Source organism: uncultured Algibacter sp., assembly GCF_963976535.1.
Lineage (GTDB): Bacteria > Bacteroidota > Bacteroidia > Flavobacteriales > Flavobacteriaceae > Algibacter_B.
In genome coordinates, this window is record NZ_CAXBLF010000019.1 from 23,119 (window position 1) to 39,123 (window position 16,005).

Consider the following 16,005-nt stretch of genomic DNA (forward strand, 5'->3'; position numbering starts at 1 on the left):
AATATTAAACTAAATTTTATTTAGACCTATTGTTATAATTTTTGTTCAAATCATAGTAGTCTGATATTACTTTAATTGCTTAATAAGAATATTAAACCATTATAAGATTCGATTCTCATTAGATCTTTACGAATTTAAATATGCCCAATTAGAATTTTAAGCCTCAATTTTTTTATTCATTTAATAAAATATCATCTGCTTTAAATTACTGAAGACTCACTTGTATTATTTAAACCTTTCTTCCAAAACAATACTATAAAACATGCAAATTTAATACTATTAAAAAATAAATTCCACTATTATAACTCAATATATCATTATCACTCAAAATTCTTTTATACTCAGCTTTGTTTCCGATATAAAATATCCACTTATTAATACAAATAAAAGAGGTTGATTGGCATCTGACAAAAAACCACTAGAAAAAAAAGAAGTTAACCCCACAGAGGCTAAAATAAACAAATAGAATTTGCTAAAATTTGTAAATTGATATAATGTTTTAAAAAAAAGATAAAATGCATATATCCCAAAGCATCCAAATAAAAGATATAGATCTATCAGTCCAAATTCCGTTCTAATCTCATAGAATTTTGGTCCACCTAAAATATAATTAGGTAATCTCCATGAGTTTATTACATCAGCATATGTTTTAACCAACAATTGGTCTCTATATGAAGTAACACTAGTTAATAGTCCTTGATCATTATAAATATTTATAAATATTTGAAATTTTGATTCAAAAAAGAATTTTAATTTCAAGAAGAAAATAATAACGAAAATAATAATAACTGATATTAACGAATAAAATTTTAAGTTTTTAAATAGTTTAAATTTGAAAAAATGATACAAACACAATATTATCAAGAAAAAATATATTTTTTTAGTGCCAATCAAAAGAGAAATTAAAAGCACAAAACTAAATTCTAAATGATTTTTTAACTTAAAAAAAACTTTATAATAATAATAAAGTATAAATAATATAAAATAATAACTAGCTTGATTGCTTGTGTTATAAAACCCCATAAATCCAAACCTTTCAAAAGTAAAATAAGTTTTGAACAGATTAATGTTAAAAAAGAAGCTTAATAAAATAACAGCAGCATTTATAAAGAAAAGAATAGAAAAAAATCTTAGATGTTGATTTGAGTAATTACTTGATGTGATTAGAGGCAGAAATGTTATAATCGTAATTGGCCAGTATAAATATCTACTCAAAAACAAAAGATTACCTCTTATTAAGCTTAAAATATTAGAATTGGATTTTATAATAGTTTGACCAAGAAAAAAAACAATTAAAAGTCCAATACTAAAAACAATGAACTTTTTTGTGACCTCTAATTTAGTATACTCTTTTAGATAAACAAAAACAAAAACAATGTAAGTTATTAAAACTATTGTTTTAAAAACTCCCGTATACCTAATAAAATCAAGATTAAAATAAATAGAAGTTTTTCTTAAAACATCTCCTAGCAGAAACATAATTATTGTAAAATACAATAACATGCTTATCCTTTTTATAAAAATCAAGTTCATATATAATAATTAATTGATTGATTTTTTTATTTTTTAAGCATCCATGTTTTCAGAAATAAAAATAAAAATTTTGAATTGGTATAAAAATATCTTTTAGCCATTCTTCTAGGTTCTTGAATTAATCGATATAACCATTCAAACCCATATTTTTGAATCAAAACTGGAGCTCTTTTAACATCGCCAACATAGGTAGGTAAAGCGCCTCCTATTCCAAATAACATAGCGTTAATTTGCTTATAATGATTATGCATCCATTTTTCTTGTTTTGGACATCCTAATGCCACAAAAATAGCGTCTGTTTTAGTTGTATTTAATTCAATAATATATTGTTCATTATTCCATGCTTTACCAAATGGGGGGGAAATTAATGCAGTTACTGCAATATTAGGGTATTCTTCCTCAATTTTGTGTTTAAACTTATTTAGAACATCTTCTGTGGACCCAATGACCGCTATCCTGTATTTTTTGGTCTGACAAACTTCAAGGAAGTTTGGTAAAAAATCCATTCCTGCAATCCTTGGCTGATTTATTTTGTGTAAAAATTTAAAACTTTTTGCTATAGGAAAACCATCGGGGAAAGCAAATGTAGCTTCATTAACTACTTTTGCAAACTCTTTATCATTATGAGCTTCAACAAGCATATGAACGTTTGAAAAACAGACATATGAATTTACCTTTCTGTCAATTAAATCAATAATTTTGTTTTCATAAAAATCCTTATTTCCCTGATTGATATCAATACTTATTATTCTTTTCTTCATAATTTAATTCAACTTCGAATAGAGGTCTTTTAGGTTTTCAAAATTCTTCTGATGGGTATACATTTTCTCATATAGTTTCCTTGCGTTTATTCCATATTGTTTCGTTTCTTTATTAGAAAACTCAAGTACTTTTTCAACCAATTCAATAGGATTATTAGGAGAAAATGTTTCTCCGTTATACCCAGAGATTACGATATCATTAATATTATCAATATTTGAAGCAAGAACTGGAGTTCCTGCAGAAAAAGCTTCAATTAAAGTGTTAGGAAGACCCTCGTACCAAATTGATGGAAAAACCAAAGCTCTAGTTTGGCTAAGCATTTCAGAAATAAACGCTTTATCTTTTGCGCCATGAAATATAATATTTTTATTTGCAGTATTTTTTAGTTCATCAAACAACTCGCCATCACCGATAACATCAAGTTGAATATGAGAGATTTTATTGAAAGCTTCTATCAAAATATTTACTCCTTTTTCTTTAGATAATCTTCCTATAAATAAGTATTTGTTTTTTCTTTCTAAAATATTGACATTTAATAAATCATCTGTACTATTTGGTTTTACTACGATGTTAGTATCTTTAATTTTTAAACTTGAATCAACAATCAATTTTTTAATAAACGGTGTAAGAACAATAAATTTATTAATTGTATTAGACCAGGTTTTAGCTATCTTGTTATACCCAATAAACGACGCTAATAAAGCACTTTTCATATAAGAGTTTTGAAAGCACTTGTGTTTTATTCCATAGTACGGTATAGAAATATTTTTACACTTAGTACAGACCTTGGAATCTCTCAAAAACAGGGCCCCAGGGCACAATAACCTATAATTATGAAGAGTCATTACAACAGGTATATTCCTTTTTTTAGCAGCCTTCAGCACACTAGGTGAAGCTGAATAAAATATATTATGCACGTGGATTACATCTGGATTAAAATCATCTATTTTATTTAGAGTTGTTTGAAACGCTTCAGGACTATGAAAAAGGTTCGAAGGTGATATTTTTTCATTACTAAATAATAGTTGATTTACCTCAAAGCCATTATTTTTAAGAAGATTATATTCGTTATCTACAACAACATCCTCACCTCCATAGTGCCTATATTTATTGTGTATTTGAAGAATTTTCATATATCCGCGTGCTATAAATAAATAATAAAATTGTAAAAAATGAATATACTCTAATCCCCATATCTCTTTCCAAAAAAGATTCTGTTAACCCAGAAACTAAAAATAAGATAACAAAAAGGCAATGAATATAGTTTTTCTTATTAAACGATATTCTTATAATATAAATTAAACTGAACAAATATAAGCTAATTCCTAATATTCCTGTTGTAACAGCAATTTGTAATATATCATTATGTGTGTTATAATTCCTGTGTTTTAGTGCAGATGTCTCAGTATATTCTAAATAAGAAGCGTTTAGTTCTTTCTGTGCATCACCCACTCCAACACCGACAATAGGACTTTTTTTAAATGTGGTATATGAATACTCCCAAATAAGTTTTCTAACTGAGGTGCCTCCCCAACGTTTGTTGACATTATATTGGTTTTCATAATTAATAGCTTCTTTTATTTTTTCTTGTAACAAAGGATTAAAATAAATACTAGAAAAAACTATTATTAATATAGAAGTACTAAACAAAAAGAATTTCAAAATCATTTTGTTTTTTAAAAAATGGACGAGGGGAAATCCAATTATAACTAGCGTCGAAACAACCAAAGAATTACGACTGCCAAGCAAAATTAGAGTAAAAAATAATATTGATACTAGAAAGCTCTTTGTGCTAAATATTCTAATTTTATTTCCTTCATAAAACATTAAAAAAAGAAGAAAGAATATTGCAATAGTTATATATAAAGATAAATATAATTTATGATAAGAAATAAAAGTACTTGCTAAATTTTGATCTGAAGAGCAATATAGTAGAACACTTGGTTTATATGCATAACAGTTATACAACGCTAATAAAATAGAAATAACACAAACAAATGTTACTGAATAGGAGAACACATTCATTGCGTTAAAAACAGTCTTTGTTATTATTCTTTTTCTAAGAATAATAACAAAGACTGTGAGTATAAATATAGGAGATTTTTTATATACTTGGGTATAACCTACTTCTATGTCATCAGAATAAAGAAGACTGAAAGCATAAACAAAAAATAAAATAGAAAATAGAAAAATCCAAAATACAGAATGTGTTATATTTTTTAAAGTTTTATTTCTGTTTTTGATGGCATATATAGTAAGAAAAAACACCATTAATAACAAAGTAAGATTAGCCATTGCATGACCCAATGGTAATACTGCCGCATATAAAACAATTAAAATATTAATTATTTTATCAGAATTACAATAGTTAGCTATAAATTGTTTTAACATTAGAAGACTCTATTGATTTGTATATTATAATAATAAGCAATATGAACTCTGGATACTCAAAATAATTTTCTGTTAAAATGTTTAAGAAGAAGAAAACAAATAAAAACTGAATAAAAAATTTATAGTTGTCATTTTGAGCCTTTAGCCTCTTGTAACTATGCCATAACAAAAGGCATATTAATAGCGTTTGCAAAACACCATACTCTACTATTAATGCCAGTAAAGATGAGAACGGTTCATTTCTTGTGCCATCGTTATATTGAAATGTTATGTTTTTATTCCACAATGGATAAACATCTCTATCTGCATAAAAAGGTCTATTTCTAATATTCTTAAATAATTTGTTTCTTGTATACTCTCCATTTAATAAAAAAGAAACCCTTGAATTATATGTTCCAGGAGAAATTCCAAATAAAAAAAACGTAGGGTTGGTTATGACACCTAAGCCTCCCTCGAATACCATAATTTTCCGAGGTGTTTTAACGGTTTTAAACTTCTTAACATCTTTTAGCTCATTTTCATATGGTCGCTTATTGCTAATAGTATACAAGACTCTATCAATATTATTGTTCATGTATGAAAAAGCGGCGGGGTTTATTTTAGTTGTTATAAATATAACTAACCACACAGATAGAGGTAATAATATAATATACTTTACATACTTCTTTTTTAAATTAATTAAAAAGACAATCGCTAAAGCGCCTATAAAAAGTAAAAGTCCTAAACCGTAAAAACACATAAAACCAGATAACAAGAAAAATACTGCCTTTTTATAATTTTCCTTAGTAAAATAATAAATGCAGTAAATAAAATTAACCAAAGAAAAAGTATGCATGCTTAGTCCACTCCTTCCATAAAGACCATTAAAACCATCATCTAGCAGTCCATTTCCTGATATATATACATAAATAAGATTTATAAATGCAGTAATATTAACCAGTATTAGTACTTTTGAGGAAACACTCATCCATAGCTCTATTGAGACATATTGTCTTTTTGGTTTTAAAAGTAAAACTACAATAGGTAGATATAATAAAAGAATAGAAAAAATATTATTGACTAAATATATTTCATAAAAAAGGTAGTTAATAACTAAGCTAATCAACAACAAAGCGAATGAAAACAATATATTCTTAGTTGGTTTTAGTTTATAAATGTATACTAAAACTAACAGAAAAAAAGGAGCTACAATAATTAAAAAACCACGTAAGAACGTGAATAACATTACTGAAAAAAAAAGTAAAAATATTTTCCTGATCAAACAATTAATGTTTTAATTTTTTTTTGAAAAATCAACTATCTTATCAACATCAACTGATAAGATATTACAATAGTTTTTATCTTTAAACGATTCAAATAATCCACCAACCTTACCTAGTTCACCCGCAGTATAATCTAGTCCAAAAACTGGAATATTTAAACTCTTTAAAAATATACAAGCATGAAACCTCATACATAATCCAAAATCAAAATTCTTTAAAAACTTTATCTTGTCTCGAGCGTGTAACTCCCTACTAAAAACAAAATAATTTTCAATTCCTTTATCATCGCACAAATCCTTAATATCAAGCGCGGGCTCCATATCTGAGAAACCATAATGATCAGTATTAAAAGGAACGGAAACTACAGCAATATTTTTAGGTAGTTTTTCAAGCACCTCTATTACATTTTCATTTATAATTTTGTGCAACTTATCTATAGATAAATTGGATTTATTGTATTTCGACCACATAGGTCTTAAGTTTAATAAAAATAACTTTTCAAAACCCTTCTCTTTAATCTTTTCTATAAACTCGTTAGATTTATTTGCATTCCAATTCCATTCCTGGTCGTCTTTAAAATTTTGACTTAAATAGTCAAAAGCAGGATCTCTATTTACATCATGTTCAATTTCATTTAATTGGCTGTATTCATCTCGCATTTCCACATAGCTTGCACTTTTCAATACTTTTAATGCCAATTTTTTTGAATATTGGGTTTTGAAAGGTCCCCAACCACAACCTACAACTTCAAATTTTAGTTTGGCGACTTTAAAGGCTTTAATTGTGGTATAATGCTCTAATAAATCTATAGGCATTTCCATAATGGGTCCGCCAGCCCAAACAAGTATATCATTTTCACCAGCTACTACATGTTTCAACTCATTAGAGTCTAAAGTTGTAATTTTAACGTTTTGTTGCTCAAAATCTAAACCGTTTACCCAAAATTGAGTTCTATCTACACGTTTACTGTATACTAAAAACTCATCAATTAAATTATGTCTTTTTAGTAATCTTAAAATAACACCTCCTAAAATAGCTGAATCTCCAACATGTTCTCCTCCATAAGCCCCAATTATATGTATTCTTTTACTTCCGCCAAGTTTACTATCTATAGAAACCTTTTTCTTAGTTATATTTAAAAGGTTTTTAGCATTATCTAATCCAAATGTGGTTGTTTTACCTATTAAATCTAGAAACCCTAATTTAGAGGAGAGCTCCTCCTTTATTAAAGTTGTAGGATTCCATGAACCCGATTGATCGTGTATACATTTAGGACACTTATTTGTCATAAGGTCTTTTAATAGTTCAATACTTCTTTTATTGTAATAAATATCAAAAGGAGATTCCTTTCTACAATCACCCAAAATCTTATTATCTATAGAACAATGAAACATTTCGCCATGAGCAGAAATTAAAACACCATTATTTTGAAAATGACAAGGCGCATTTCTGTCCGAATTGGTAATTAAACGTTTTGATAAGTCTTTATAAAATAATTTACGAGCAGGGTTTTGCGTAATATTCTTTATACTTTCTGACCTTAAAAAATCTGCAAAAAAAGAATTTTCTGGGTTAGCAGTATAGAACTCATCCGTTATATCTTTGTTATATAGCCTTTCAATAGTAGTTGCTTTTCTAAATACAACATCTATATCTTTTTGCCTTGCATAGTGTAAAATCTCGTTTACCCCATAAATATTATGCTTGGATATTGTACTTTGAATCTGGAGTTTAATGCCTTTTTCTTTCACTATTTTTATGGTTTCTAATACTTTTTTCCAACCATTCTCAAAGCGCCTTACTTCTTCATGTAAATCACCAATACCATCAACACTTACATTAAGGCTAAAGTTAATTTGCCTTTCATTACACATGTCCTTTATTATGGGTAAAAGCCTATTCCATTTTGTAGGGTGAAATCCGTGAGTGGTAATCGATAAACTCTCCAATCCTTTTATGGACGTAATAATAGATTTAACACAATCTATAAGGTCTTTTCTAAGTGTAGGCTCGCCACCAGAAATGCCTAAATGTCTTGCATTACTAAAAAGTTTATCTGAAAACAACTTTTCAATCTCAGAAGGTGTTAGTTCATTTTCAGACTTATCCTTCCATACATTGCACATCTGACATTTTGAATTACAATTGTCTGTGATAGGGAAATTAACATGAGTTGGTAAAATATATTTTGCCTTCCCAAAACCTGGATTAATATAATATTGGTAGGAGTACTTAAGAGCCTTAGCTAGTGGCATTTATCAGAAGTTTTTAAGTTTAATAGAGCCCAAAGATAAAACATTAATTAGTTAAAACATATATGCTTACTCGCAATGTTTAAAATCATAAGAATTACTGAAAAATAGAGACTTTCATGGCCAATATTTAATAATATTTGATAAGAATTTAAAGTCAGAGAATAGTAATATTATGGCATACCATCTTTTAGCGCCTATTATTATGCTGTACTTAGTTTATTTTTCTCTTCTAAAATAACTTTTACCTTTATTGACTACAATTGCCGTCTATCAAGTTTTCAATAGAAAAGATTGTACTGGTTGACTTTAAAACAACATATTAACTCATTCGTTGTCTACACAAGTATTGGTAGTTTTATTAATTGGTTCTTCAACAGAATCATCATCTTTTTCACAAGCCAACAGCATTATAAGAAGTAGTGTGTAGATTATATGTTTTTACATCCAATTACGTATTTATTCTACTAAAAAGATACTTTTTAAATAATTTTTATAATGTATATTCGTTATAAGTTTAAAAAACAATTTTAATGAAAACTTTATTATTAAATTTAGCTTTACTAATATTACTTGTAGCTGTATCTTGTAAGAAAAAGCAGGAAACTAAGCCTGTTACTCATGAAGAAATTACCGAAAGCATCGTAAAACAAGATATTAGCATTGAATATACCCCTATTTATTTAAGTCCTAAAGCTAGACCTATAGTTGTTGCGTGGAAAGAGTATATAGATGTTCAAAACAAAGTATATGAACTTAAAAACACGGATACTGTAAAATTAGAGAAACAATTAAACGACTTAGATGATTTAATGATGAAACTATTAAATTCTGAGACTCCAGCAAAACTACAATCTCATTTGTTTGAAAGAAAGTTAGATCTTTTAGGTGAATCTGTAACTGATTTAAAAGTTTTGCTAGGAAAAGAATCTACACAACTTGAAGATATTAAAAAAGGAGTTTATAAAATACTACAAGGTTATGGTGTCTCTAAAAATCAAATAAATGCGATATATGGTGGCTAGTTGATATTGCTTATTTTAAAATGTAATAAATTGATAAAAATTGTTTTTTGATTAGAGGTCTCGTTTCTTTAAAAAAGAAATTTGAAAAGAAAGATGACACAGAATATGATATAAGTGTTGCCCAAGCTGCCCCTTTAATACCGTATCTAGGTATTAGTAAAAAATTAAGGATAATATTGGAAGTTAAGCCCATTAGTTCGCGTTTAAAAATAATGTCTTGCCTATTAATTTTTAAAATATATTTACTACTTGTAACTAACAAACTCATTAAAATAATACTCCATGCATGGATTTTTAAGATTTCAGAAGCTTGAATATATTCTTTTCCATACATAACTTCAATTATTATGTCTGAAAATGTAGAAATTATTAATACGCATATTATCGCAAGAATCAATACTATAGCAAACATTTGATATAGCATCTTATCTATATTTTCTTTAGTAAATGCTTTCATTATTTTAGGAAAAAACACATTTGATACTATTACAGGAATAGCATATAAAAACTCAGATATTCTTGCAGAAGCCGCATAAATACCTACATCATTATTATTGGTGAAAGATGCAATAAAAAGCTGATCAATTTTAAGATATAACGTTGTTGTTATTGCAGCTAACATTAAAGGCAACCCTTCTTTAAGAAGTGAAGGCGTTATTTTTTTTCTAATGTATGTTGAAGGTAATTTTAATTTATGATCTTCTTTTATTTTAATTATTATAAAAAATAGTAGATACTCTAATAATGTTAACAAAGCGAAATAAACAATATCTAAAGCCCATTGTATTGCTAATAGTTTTAAAATAAAAAAAAGCGTTAAAGAAATACTTCTTGCTATAACCGTTTTTCTATTTTGAAGATTAGCCTCGTTTTTTTGTATATAAATATTAGAATTCATTACAATTTGTGAACTGAATAATAAAATAATTACAAGAATCAAATCACTATTAAAATTGATATTTAATATAGTATAGGTAATGAAAAGAATAATAGCTGTAATAGTACCAGTAAACAATCTTAAATAAAATGAAATGGATAATATTTTATCTGATAAAAGAGGGTTGCTTTTTAAGCGCTTAATAATAATGTAATTTAAGCCTAATGACGCAACAGCTGGTAGTAATGAGGCAAATGAAATTATATAATTCCAAACACCAAAGGTTGTAGTACCAAAATAAGTTGCCAGTTTAGCATATATATACAACGTAAGTAGCGCACCATAGCCTTTGTCTAAAAAAAGCCAAAAAATGTTATTAAAAACAGGGTTATTAAGTAGCTTCTTCATTAATTCTGTAAATAAAAGGCTTATGAAACTTTAGTGTTTAAAGTATACCATTTGTATATCTTTTTAACGCCTTCCGCTAACTCAATTTTATGCTTCCAACCTAAGCTATTCAGTTTTGTCACGTCTGTCAGTTTTTGCATTGTTCCGTCTGGTTTTTCTGTATTGAAAAGTAGATTTCCTTGGAAACCAATAATTTTTTGTATGGTTTCGGCCAATTCTTTTATTGAAATATCTTTACCCGTACCAATATTAATATGCGTGTTTCTAATTTCTTTTTGGCTATCAAGATAAGTGTCCGAAAAATTTCTATTTTCCATAATAAACACACAAGCATCTGCCATGTCTTTACTCCACAGAAATTCACGTTTTGGTTTTCCAGACCCCCAGATTTCAACACTATTATCTGATACTCCAAACCTATTTAAATAGGCTTTAGCTTCCTCAATATTGTTAACACCTAAATCTTTAACGACTTCATCAAATTTAGACTCTGATAGCAATTTTGCTAAATGAATTTTGCGTATTAAAGCTGGTAAAACATGTGATTTTTCTAAATCAAAATTATCATTAGGCCCATACAGATTTGTTGGCATTACCGAAATAAAGTTTGTGCCGTATTGTAAATTATAACTCTCGCACATTTTAATTCCTGCAATTTTAGCGATAGCATAAGGTTCGTTAGTGTACTCTAAAGTATCTGTTAACAAACTATCCTCTTTCATCGGTTGCGGCGCATTTTTAGGATATATACAGGTGCTTCCTAAAAACAATAGCTTTTTTACCTTGTTTACATGGCTTTGATGAATCACATTATTTTGAATCATCATATTTTCATAAATAAAATCTGCTCTATACACATTGTTAGCTACAATTCCGCCAACTTTAGCTGCAGCCAGAAACACATATTCTGGTTTTTCAGTCCTGAAAAATTTAGCAACCTCCGATTGATTTGCTAAATCTAGTTCTTTATGTGTACGTGTAATAATATTAGAGTACCCTTTACTTTTTAGGTTTTCTAATATGGCACTTCCTACTAAACCTCTATGGCCAGCTAGATAGATTTTGGCATTTTTATCCATGAAATTTATTCGAAGTAATTCATAATTTTATAACCGCCTTCTTTTAGGAAACTATCTTTTTCCATCAATCTAATATCACTAGACATCATGTCATCCACTAAAGCTTGTAAATCATATTTAGGTACCCATCCTAATTTTTCTTTTGCTTTAGTTGCATCACCTATAAGTAATTCAACTTCTGTTGGTCTAAAATATTTTGGATCGACTGCAACAACTTCTTTCCCAATTTCTAATTGATACTTAGAGTTACTACAGCTTTTAATAAATCCTTTTTCATTCTCACCGGTTCCTTTGAACTCTAATTCTACGCCAACATGTGCGAAAGCCATTTTTACAAAATCTCTAACCGTGGTTGTTTTGTTTGTTGCAATGACCCAATCTTCTGGTTCATCAGCCTGAAGAATCATCCACATCATTCTAATATAGTCTTTAGCATGTCCCCAATCTCTTTGAGCATCAAGGTTGCCTAGATAAATCTTTTCTTGTAAACCCATTGCTATTTTAGATGTAGCTCTTGTGATTTTTCGAGTAACAAAAGTTTCTCCACGTATAGGGGATTCATGGTTAAACAATATCCCATTACAAGCAAACATCCCATAGGCTTCTCTGTAGTTTACCGTTATCCAATAGGCATACATTTTTGCAACCGCATAAGGGCTTCTTGGGTAAAACGGTGTGGTTTCTGTTTGTGGCACTTCTTGCACTTTACCATATAATTCTGAAGTTGAGGCTTGATATATTCTTGTTTTCTTTTCTAAACCAAGTAGCCTTAAAGCTTCTAACAATCTTAAAGTACCAATTCCATCTGCATTTGCCGTGTATTCTGGCATTTCAAAAGAGACATGTACATGACTCATTGCAGCTAGATTATAAATTTCATCAGGCTGAACTTCCTGAATAATTCTTGTTAAGTTAGTGCTATCCGTTAAATCGCCATAGTGTAAAAAGAAGTTTTGGTTTTCTATATGAGGGTCTTGATATAAATGATCTATTCTATCGGTATTAAACAATGATGATCGTCTTTTTACTCCATGAACTTCATATTCTTTTTTTAGAAGGAATTCACTTAAATAAGCACCGTCTTGTCCGGTAACTCCTGTTATTAATGCTACTTTTTTCTGCATATTAATTGATCCTATTTTTAATTAATACCTATGGTTTCAATTCTTTAAAACTGAGCTTTTAGGTCGCCTTGCAAAAGTACGATAATTGTTTGCTTTAACAAGATTTATATTATTAGAGAGGTTGTTTTCTATGAGTATCTGTTCAGCAAAATCATACCAAGTCATGACTTTTTCATCACAAAAATGAAAAAATCCAAAAACGGGACTGTTTTCTTGGATTAATTTAATAATAAATTTTGATAAATTAACAGTGTCTGTCGGACAACCTTTTTGTTCCGTAGTAATTGATAGTTGGTTCTCGGTTTTGGCCTTTTTGAGAATCGTTTTATAGAAATTATTACCGTGTTTTTTACTGTATAACCATGACGTTCTGATAACAAAATATTTAGTTAACATACTTTTTATATGATTTTCACCTTCTAATTTAGACTTCCCATATTTATTAATAGGATTGGTTTCATCACTTACAATATAAGGTGTTTCCTTTTCTCCATCAAACACATAATCGGTTGAAATATGAATTAAGATAACGTCATTTTCTTCACATGCATGGGAAAGATTCTTAACTCCTTCAGCATTAATTTTATAGGCTATTTCTGGTGTTTTTTCTGCTTGTTCAACGTTGGTGTAAGCTGCACAATTTATGCAGTAATCAAATTTTTGTTTACTAAAAAGAGCATTGATATTCTCTTTTTTAGTAATGTCAAATGCCTCTCTAGAAACAAAAACAAACTCTAATCCAATATCGTTTTTTTTGTATAGTTCATTAATGGTTTTTCCTAATTGACCATTGGCTCCTGTAACTAAAACTTTTTTTATCATTTAAATAGATTTTCAAACGTTGTTAAGTTTTTGTCTTTTTCAGATACAATCATTTTTCCTTCAGGGAAATTCCAATTTATATTTAAAGCCTTATCATTGAATATGATACCAGATTCCGAAGTTTTATCATAATAGTTATCACATTTATATAAAAAAACGGTATCATCTTCTAATACTATAAATCCATGAGCAAAACCTCTTGGCACAAATAATTGCTTTCTGTTTTCTTCCGATAATTCTACCGCTGTATATTGCCCAAAAGTTTGAGATTCTTTTCTAAGGTCTACAGCTACATCTAAAACTTTACCCTTTAAAACACGAACCAGTTTTGCTTGAGCATGAGCACCTGTTTGATAATGTAGTCCTCTTAAAACTCCTTTTGATGAAAAAGACTCATTATCTTGAACAAAATTAATATTAGTTCCTATTAATTTGTTAAACGTTTTTTGATTGTAACTTTCTAGAAAATATCCTCTTTTATCTTCAAAAATTTTTGGTTCTATTATAAAACACCCTTTTAGTTTGGTTTCTTTTACAGTCATTATTTTTTTTTCAGTAGTCCTAATAAGTTTTTACCATACCCACTTTTAAGCAATGGTTTTGCTAATGCTATAAATTGTTCTTCATTTATGTACTTCATTTCAAACGCAGCAGCCTCTATTGAGCCTATTTTTAATCCTTGCCTTTCCTCTATAACTTCAACAAATTGAGAGGCCTGCATTAGTGATTGGAATGTACCCGTATCTAACCAAGCTGTTCCTCTATCTAAAACGCTTACGCTTAACTTTTCTTTTTCTAAGTAGGCTTTATTTACGTCTGTAATCTCTAGTTCTCCTCTATGGCTAGGTTTTATGTTTTTTGCTATGTCAACAACAGAATTGTCGTAAAAATAAATACCTGGAACGGCAAAATTGGATTTAGGTGTTTTAGGTTTTTCTTCAATTGAAACCACTTGCTCTTTTTCGTTAAATTCAACAACACCATATCGCTCTGGATCATGAACTCTGTATGCATAAATAATACCTCCATCTGGATTGTTATTTGCTTGTAAAAGCTTACTTAATCCTGTTCCATAGAAAATATTATCTCCTAAAATTAATGCTACTTTATCATTTCCTATAAAATCCGCACCAATTATAAAGGCCTCGGCTAATCCATTTGGGGCATTTTGAATTGCGTATTCAAATTTACATCCATATTTTTTTCCATCTCCTAAAAGATCTTTAAAAAGGGGTAAATCTTTTGGGGTAGAGATTATTAATATTTCATTTATTCCCGCATACATTAAGGTAGAGAGCGGATAATAAACCATTGGTTTATCATAAATAGGCATAAGTTGCTTACTTACTGATAATGTTAATGGGTGTAATCTTGTGCCAGATCCTCCTGCTAGTATAATACCTTTCATTAGTTTTATAATCTAATTATATTGTTTTTTATAATAGGATTGGTATTGGCCACTTGTTACATTATTCAACCAATCTTCGTTACTCAAATACCATTTAATTGTTTTTTCAAGACCTTGTTCAAATGTTACCGAAGGTTTCCAGCCTAATTCATTCTTTATTTTTGATGCATCAATAGCATAACGTAAATCATGCCCTGGGCGATCTTTTACATACGTGATTAATTGTTCTGAAGTCCCTTTTGATCGTCCTAATTCAACATCCATTTGTTGGCATAATAACCTAACTAAATCAATGTTTTTCCACTCGTTGAAGCCTCCAATATTGTAAGTTTCACCATTAATTCCTTTGTGATATACTAAATCTATTGCTCTGGCATGATCTTTTACATACAACCAATCTCTAGTATAGTTTCCATCACCATAGACAGGTAATGGTTTGTTGTTAATAATATTATTGATAAATAAAGGAATTAACTTCTCTGGAAATTGATTTTGACCATAGTTATTAGAACAATTGGTTATAACATAAGGTAATTTATAAGTTTCGCCATAAGCTCTTACAAAATGATCTGAACTTGCTTTTGAAGCTGAGTATGGAGAATTCGGGTTATAAGCTGTAGTTTCAGTAAATAACCCCGTTTGTCCTAATGTACCGTAAACTTCATCGGTACTTACATGATAAAAACGTTTGTTTGTAAAATTACCATTCCAATACTTTTTAGCAGCATTCAAAAGATTCATTGTTCCAATAACATTGGTTTTAACAAATGCTAATGGATCTTGGATAGACCTATCTACATGAGATTCTGCAGCTAAATGAATTACACTATCAAACTTGTGCTCTTCAAAAAGTGCATTAATAAAATCTTCGTCTGTTATATCTCCTTTTATGAATGTGTAATTAGTATTGTGTTCAATATCTTTTAAATTCTCTAGGTTTCCTGCATAGGTCAATGCATCTAAATTATAAATATGATAATTCGGATATTTTTCCACAAATAGTCTTACAACATGTGAACCAATAAAACCTGCTCCACCTGTTACTAGAATAGTATTCATTGT

Annotated in this window: 13 protein-coding genes; 1 reads left to right on the top strand and 12 read right to left on the bottom strand. The window is 28.8% G+C overall.

Annotation, left to right across the window (positions count from 1 at the left end; all coding sequences use genetic code 11):
- Positions 1-1,559: 1,559 nt before the first annotated feature.
- The 5 genes from AAC024_RS07350 to AAC024_RS07370 all read right to left on the bottom strand — a co-directional run bounded on the left by AAC024_RS07350 (position 1,560) and on the right by AAC024_RS07370 (position 8,203).
- Positions 1,560-2,294, bottom strand: coding sequence for a WecB/TagA/CpsF family glycosyltransferase (locus tag AAC024_RS07350; protein ID WP_339894639.1), 735 nt, complete (start codon positions 2,292-2,294; stop codon positions 1,560-1,562).
- A gap of 3 nt (positions 2,295-2,297) precedes the next feature.
- Positions 2,298-3,428: a glycosyltransferase family 4 protein gene (locus AAC024_RS07355; protein WP_339894640.1), complete on the bottom strand. Its 1,131-nt coding sequence runs from the start codon at positions 3,426-3,428 to the stop codon at positions 2,298-2,300.
- Positions 3,403-4,686, bottom strand: a complete 1,284-nt coding sequence (locus AAC024_RS07360; RefSeq protein WP_339894641.1) for an O-antigen ligase family protein — start codon at positions 4,684-4,686, stop codon at positions 3,403-3,405. The genes AAC024_RS07355 and AAC024_RS07360 overlap by 26 nt, the downstream gene beginning before the upstream one ends.
- A complete protein-coding gene (locus AAC024_RS07365) occupies positions 4,664-5,653 on the bottom strand; it encodes a hypothetical protein (protein WP_339894642.1) in 990 nt (329 codons plus the stop codon). The genes AAC024_RS07360 and AAC024_RS07365 overlap by 23 nt, the downstream gene beginning before the upstream one ends.
- A 306-nt stretch (positions 5,654-5,959) precedes the next feature.
- A complete protein-coding gene (locus AAC024_RS07370) occupies positions 5,960-8,203 on the bottom strand; it encodes a radical SAM protein (protein WP_339894643.1) in 2,244 nt (747 codons plus the stop codon).
- 530 nt (positions 8,204-8,733) lie between these two features.
- On the opposite strand from AAC024_RS07370, the gene AAC024_RS07375 reads away from it, so the two are divergent.
- The gene (locus AAC024_RS07375) at positions 8,734-9,225 is read left to right on the top strand and encodes a hypothetical protein (protein WP_339894644.1); all 492 of its coding nucleotides are present in this window, start codon (positions 8,734-8,736) and stop codon (positions 9,223-9,225) included.
- Positions 9,226-9,235: 10 nt separating this feature from the next.
- On the opposite strand, the gene AAC024_RS07380 is transcribed toward AAC024_RS07375, so the two are convergent.
- Genes AAC024_RS07380 through rfbB form a run of 7 tightly spaced genes read right to left on the bottom strand, consistent with a single transcriptional unit; the run spans position 9,236 to position 16,002 of the window.
- Positions 9,236-10,510, bottom strand: a complete 1,275-nt coding sequence (locus AAC024_RS07380) for a flippase (RefSeq protein ID WP_339894645.1) — start codon at positions 10,508-10,510, stop codon at positions 9,236-9,238.
- A 20-nt stretch (positions 10,511-10,530) separates the two neighbouring features.
- A complete protein-coding gene (locus tag AAC024_RS07385) occupies positions 10,531-11,589 on the bottom strand; it encodes a GDP-L-fucose synthase (RefSeq protein ID WP_339894646.1) in 1,059 nt (352 codons plus the stop codon).
- 5 nt (positions 11,590-11,594) lie between these two features.
- Entirely contained in the window at positions 11,595-12,713 is a 1,119-nt protein-coding gene (gene gmd, locus AAC024_RS07390; protein ID WP_339894647.1) for a GDP-mannose 4,6-dehydratase, read from the bottom strand.
- Between the two features lie 36 nt (positions 12,714-12,749).
- Positions 12,750-13,535 (bottom strand): dTDP-4-dehydrorhamnose reductase, encoded by a 786-nt coding sequence (gene rfbD / locus AAC024_RS07395; RefSeq protein ID WP_339894648.1) that lies wholly within the window; start codon positions 13,533-13,535, stop codon positions 12,750-12,752.
- Positions 13,532-14,077 (bottom strand): dTDP-4-dehydrorhamnose 3,5-epimerase, encoded by a 546-nt coding sequence (gene rfbC, locus AAC024_RS07400; protein ID WP_339894649.1) that lies wholly within the window; start codon positions 14,075-14,077, stop codon positions 13,532-13,534. The genes rfbD and rfbC overlap by 4 nt, the downstream gene beginning before the upstream one ends.
- A complete protein-coding gene (rfbA, locus tag AAC024_RS07405; RefSeq protein WP_339894650.1) occupies positions 14,077-14,943 on the bottom strand; it encodes a glucose-1-phosphate thymidylyltransferase RfbA in 867 nt (288 codons plus the stop codon). The genes rfbC and rfbA overlap by 1 nt, the downstream gene beginning before the upstream one ends.
- Positions 14,944-14,955: 12 nt before the next feature.
- Complete coding sequence (gene rfbB, locus AAC024_RS07410) at positions 14,956-16,002, bottom strand: dTDP-glucose 4,6-dehydratase (protein ID WP_339894651.1); 1,047 nt, start codon at positions 16,000-16,002, stop codon at positions 14,956-14,958.
- Between the last annotated feature and the right edge of the window lie 3 nt (positions 16,003-16,005).

Bases quoted from the DNA above. Each gene is read 5' to 3' on its own strand.
- AAC024_RS07350 (WP_339894639.1), bottom strand. From the start codon at position 2,294: ATGAAGAAAAGAATAATAAGTATTGATATCAATCAGGGAAATAAGGAT.
- AAC024_RS07355 (WP_339894640.1), bottom strand. From the start codon at position 3,428: ATGAAAATTCTTCAAATACACAATAAATATAGGCACTATGGAGGTGAG.
- AAC024_RS07360 (WP_339894641.1), bottom strand. From the start codon at position 4,686: ATGTTAAAACAATTTATAGCTAACTATTGTAATTCTGATAAAATAATT.
- AAC024_RS07365 (WP_339894642.1), bottom strand. From the start codon at position 5,653: ATGAGTGTTTCCTCAAAAGTACTAATACTGGTTAATATTACTGCATTT.
- AAC024_RS07370 (WP_339894643.1), bottom strand. From the start codon at position 8,203: ATGCCACTAGCTAAGGCTCTTAAGTACTCCTACCAATATTATATTAAT.
- AAC024_RS07375 (WP_339894644.1), top strand. From the start codon at position 8,734: ATGAAAACTTTATTATTAAATTTAGCTTTACTAATATTACTTGTAGCT.
- AAC024_RS07380 (WP_339894645.1), bottom strand. From the start codon at position 10,510: ATGAAGAAGCTACTTAATAACCCTGTTTTTAATAACATTTTTTGGCTT.
- AAC024_RS07385 (WP_339894646.1), bottom strand. From the start codon at position 11,589: ATGGATAAAAATGCCAAAATCTATCTAGCTGGCCATAGAGGTTTAGTA.
- gmd (WP_339894647.1), bottom strand. From the start codon at position 12,713: ATGCAGAAAAAAGTAGCATTAATAACAGGAGTTACCGGACAAGACGGT.
- rfbD (WP_339894648.1), bottom strand. From the start codon at position 13,535: ATGATAAAAAAAGTTTTAGTTACAGGAGCCAATGGTCAATTAGGAAAA.
- rfbC (WP_339894649.1), bottom strand. From the start codon at position 14,077: ATGACTGTAAAAGAAACCAAACTAAAAGGGTGTTTTATAATAGAACCA.
- rfbA (WP_339894650.1), bottom strand. From the start codon at position 14,943: ATGAAAGGTATTATACTAGCAGGAGGATCTGGCACAAGATTACACCCA.
- rfbB (WP_339894651.1), bottom strand. From the start codon at position 16,002: ATGAATACTATTCTAGTAACAGGTGGAGCAGGTTTTATTGGTTCACAT.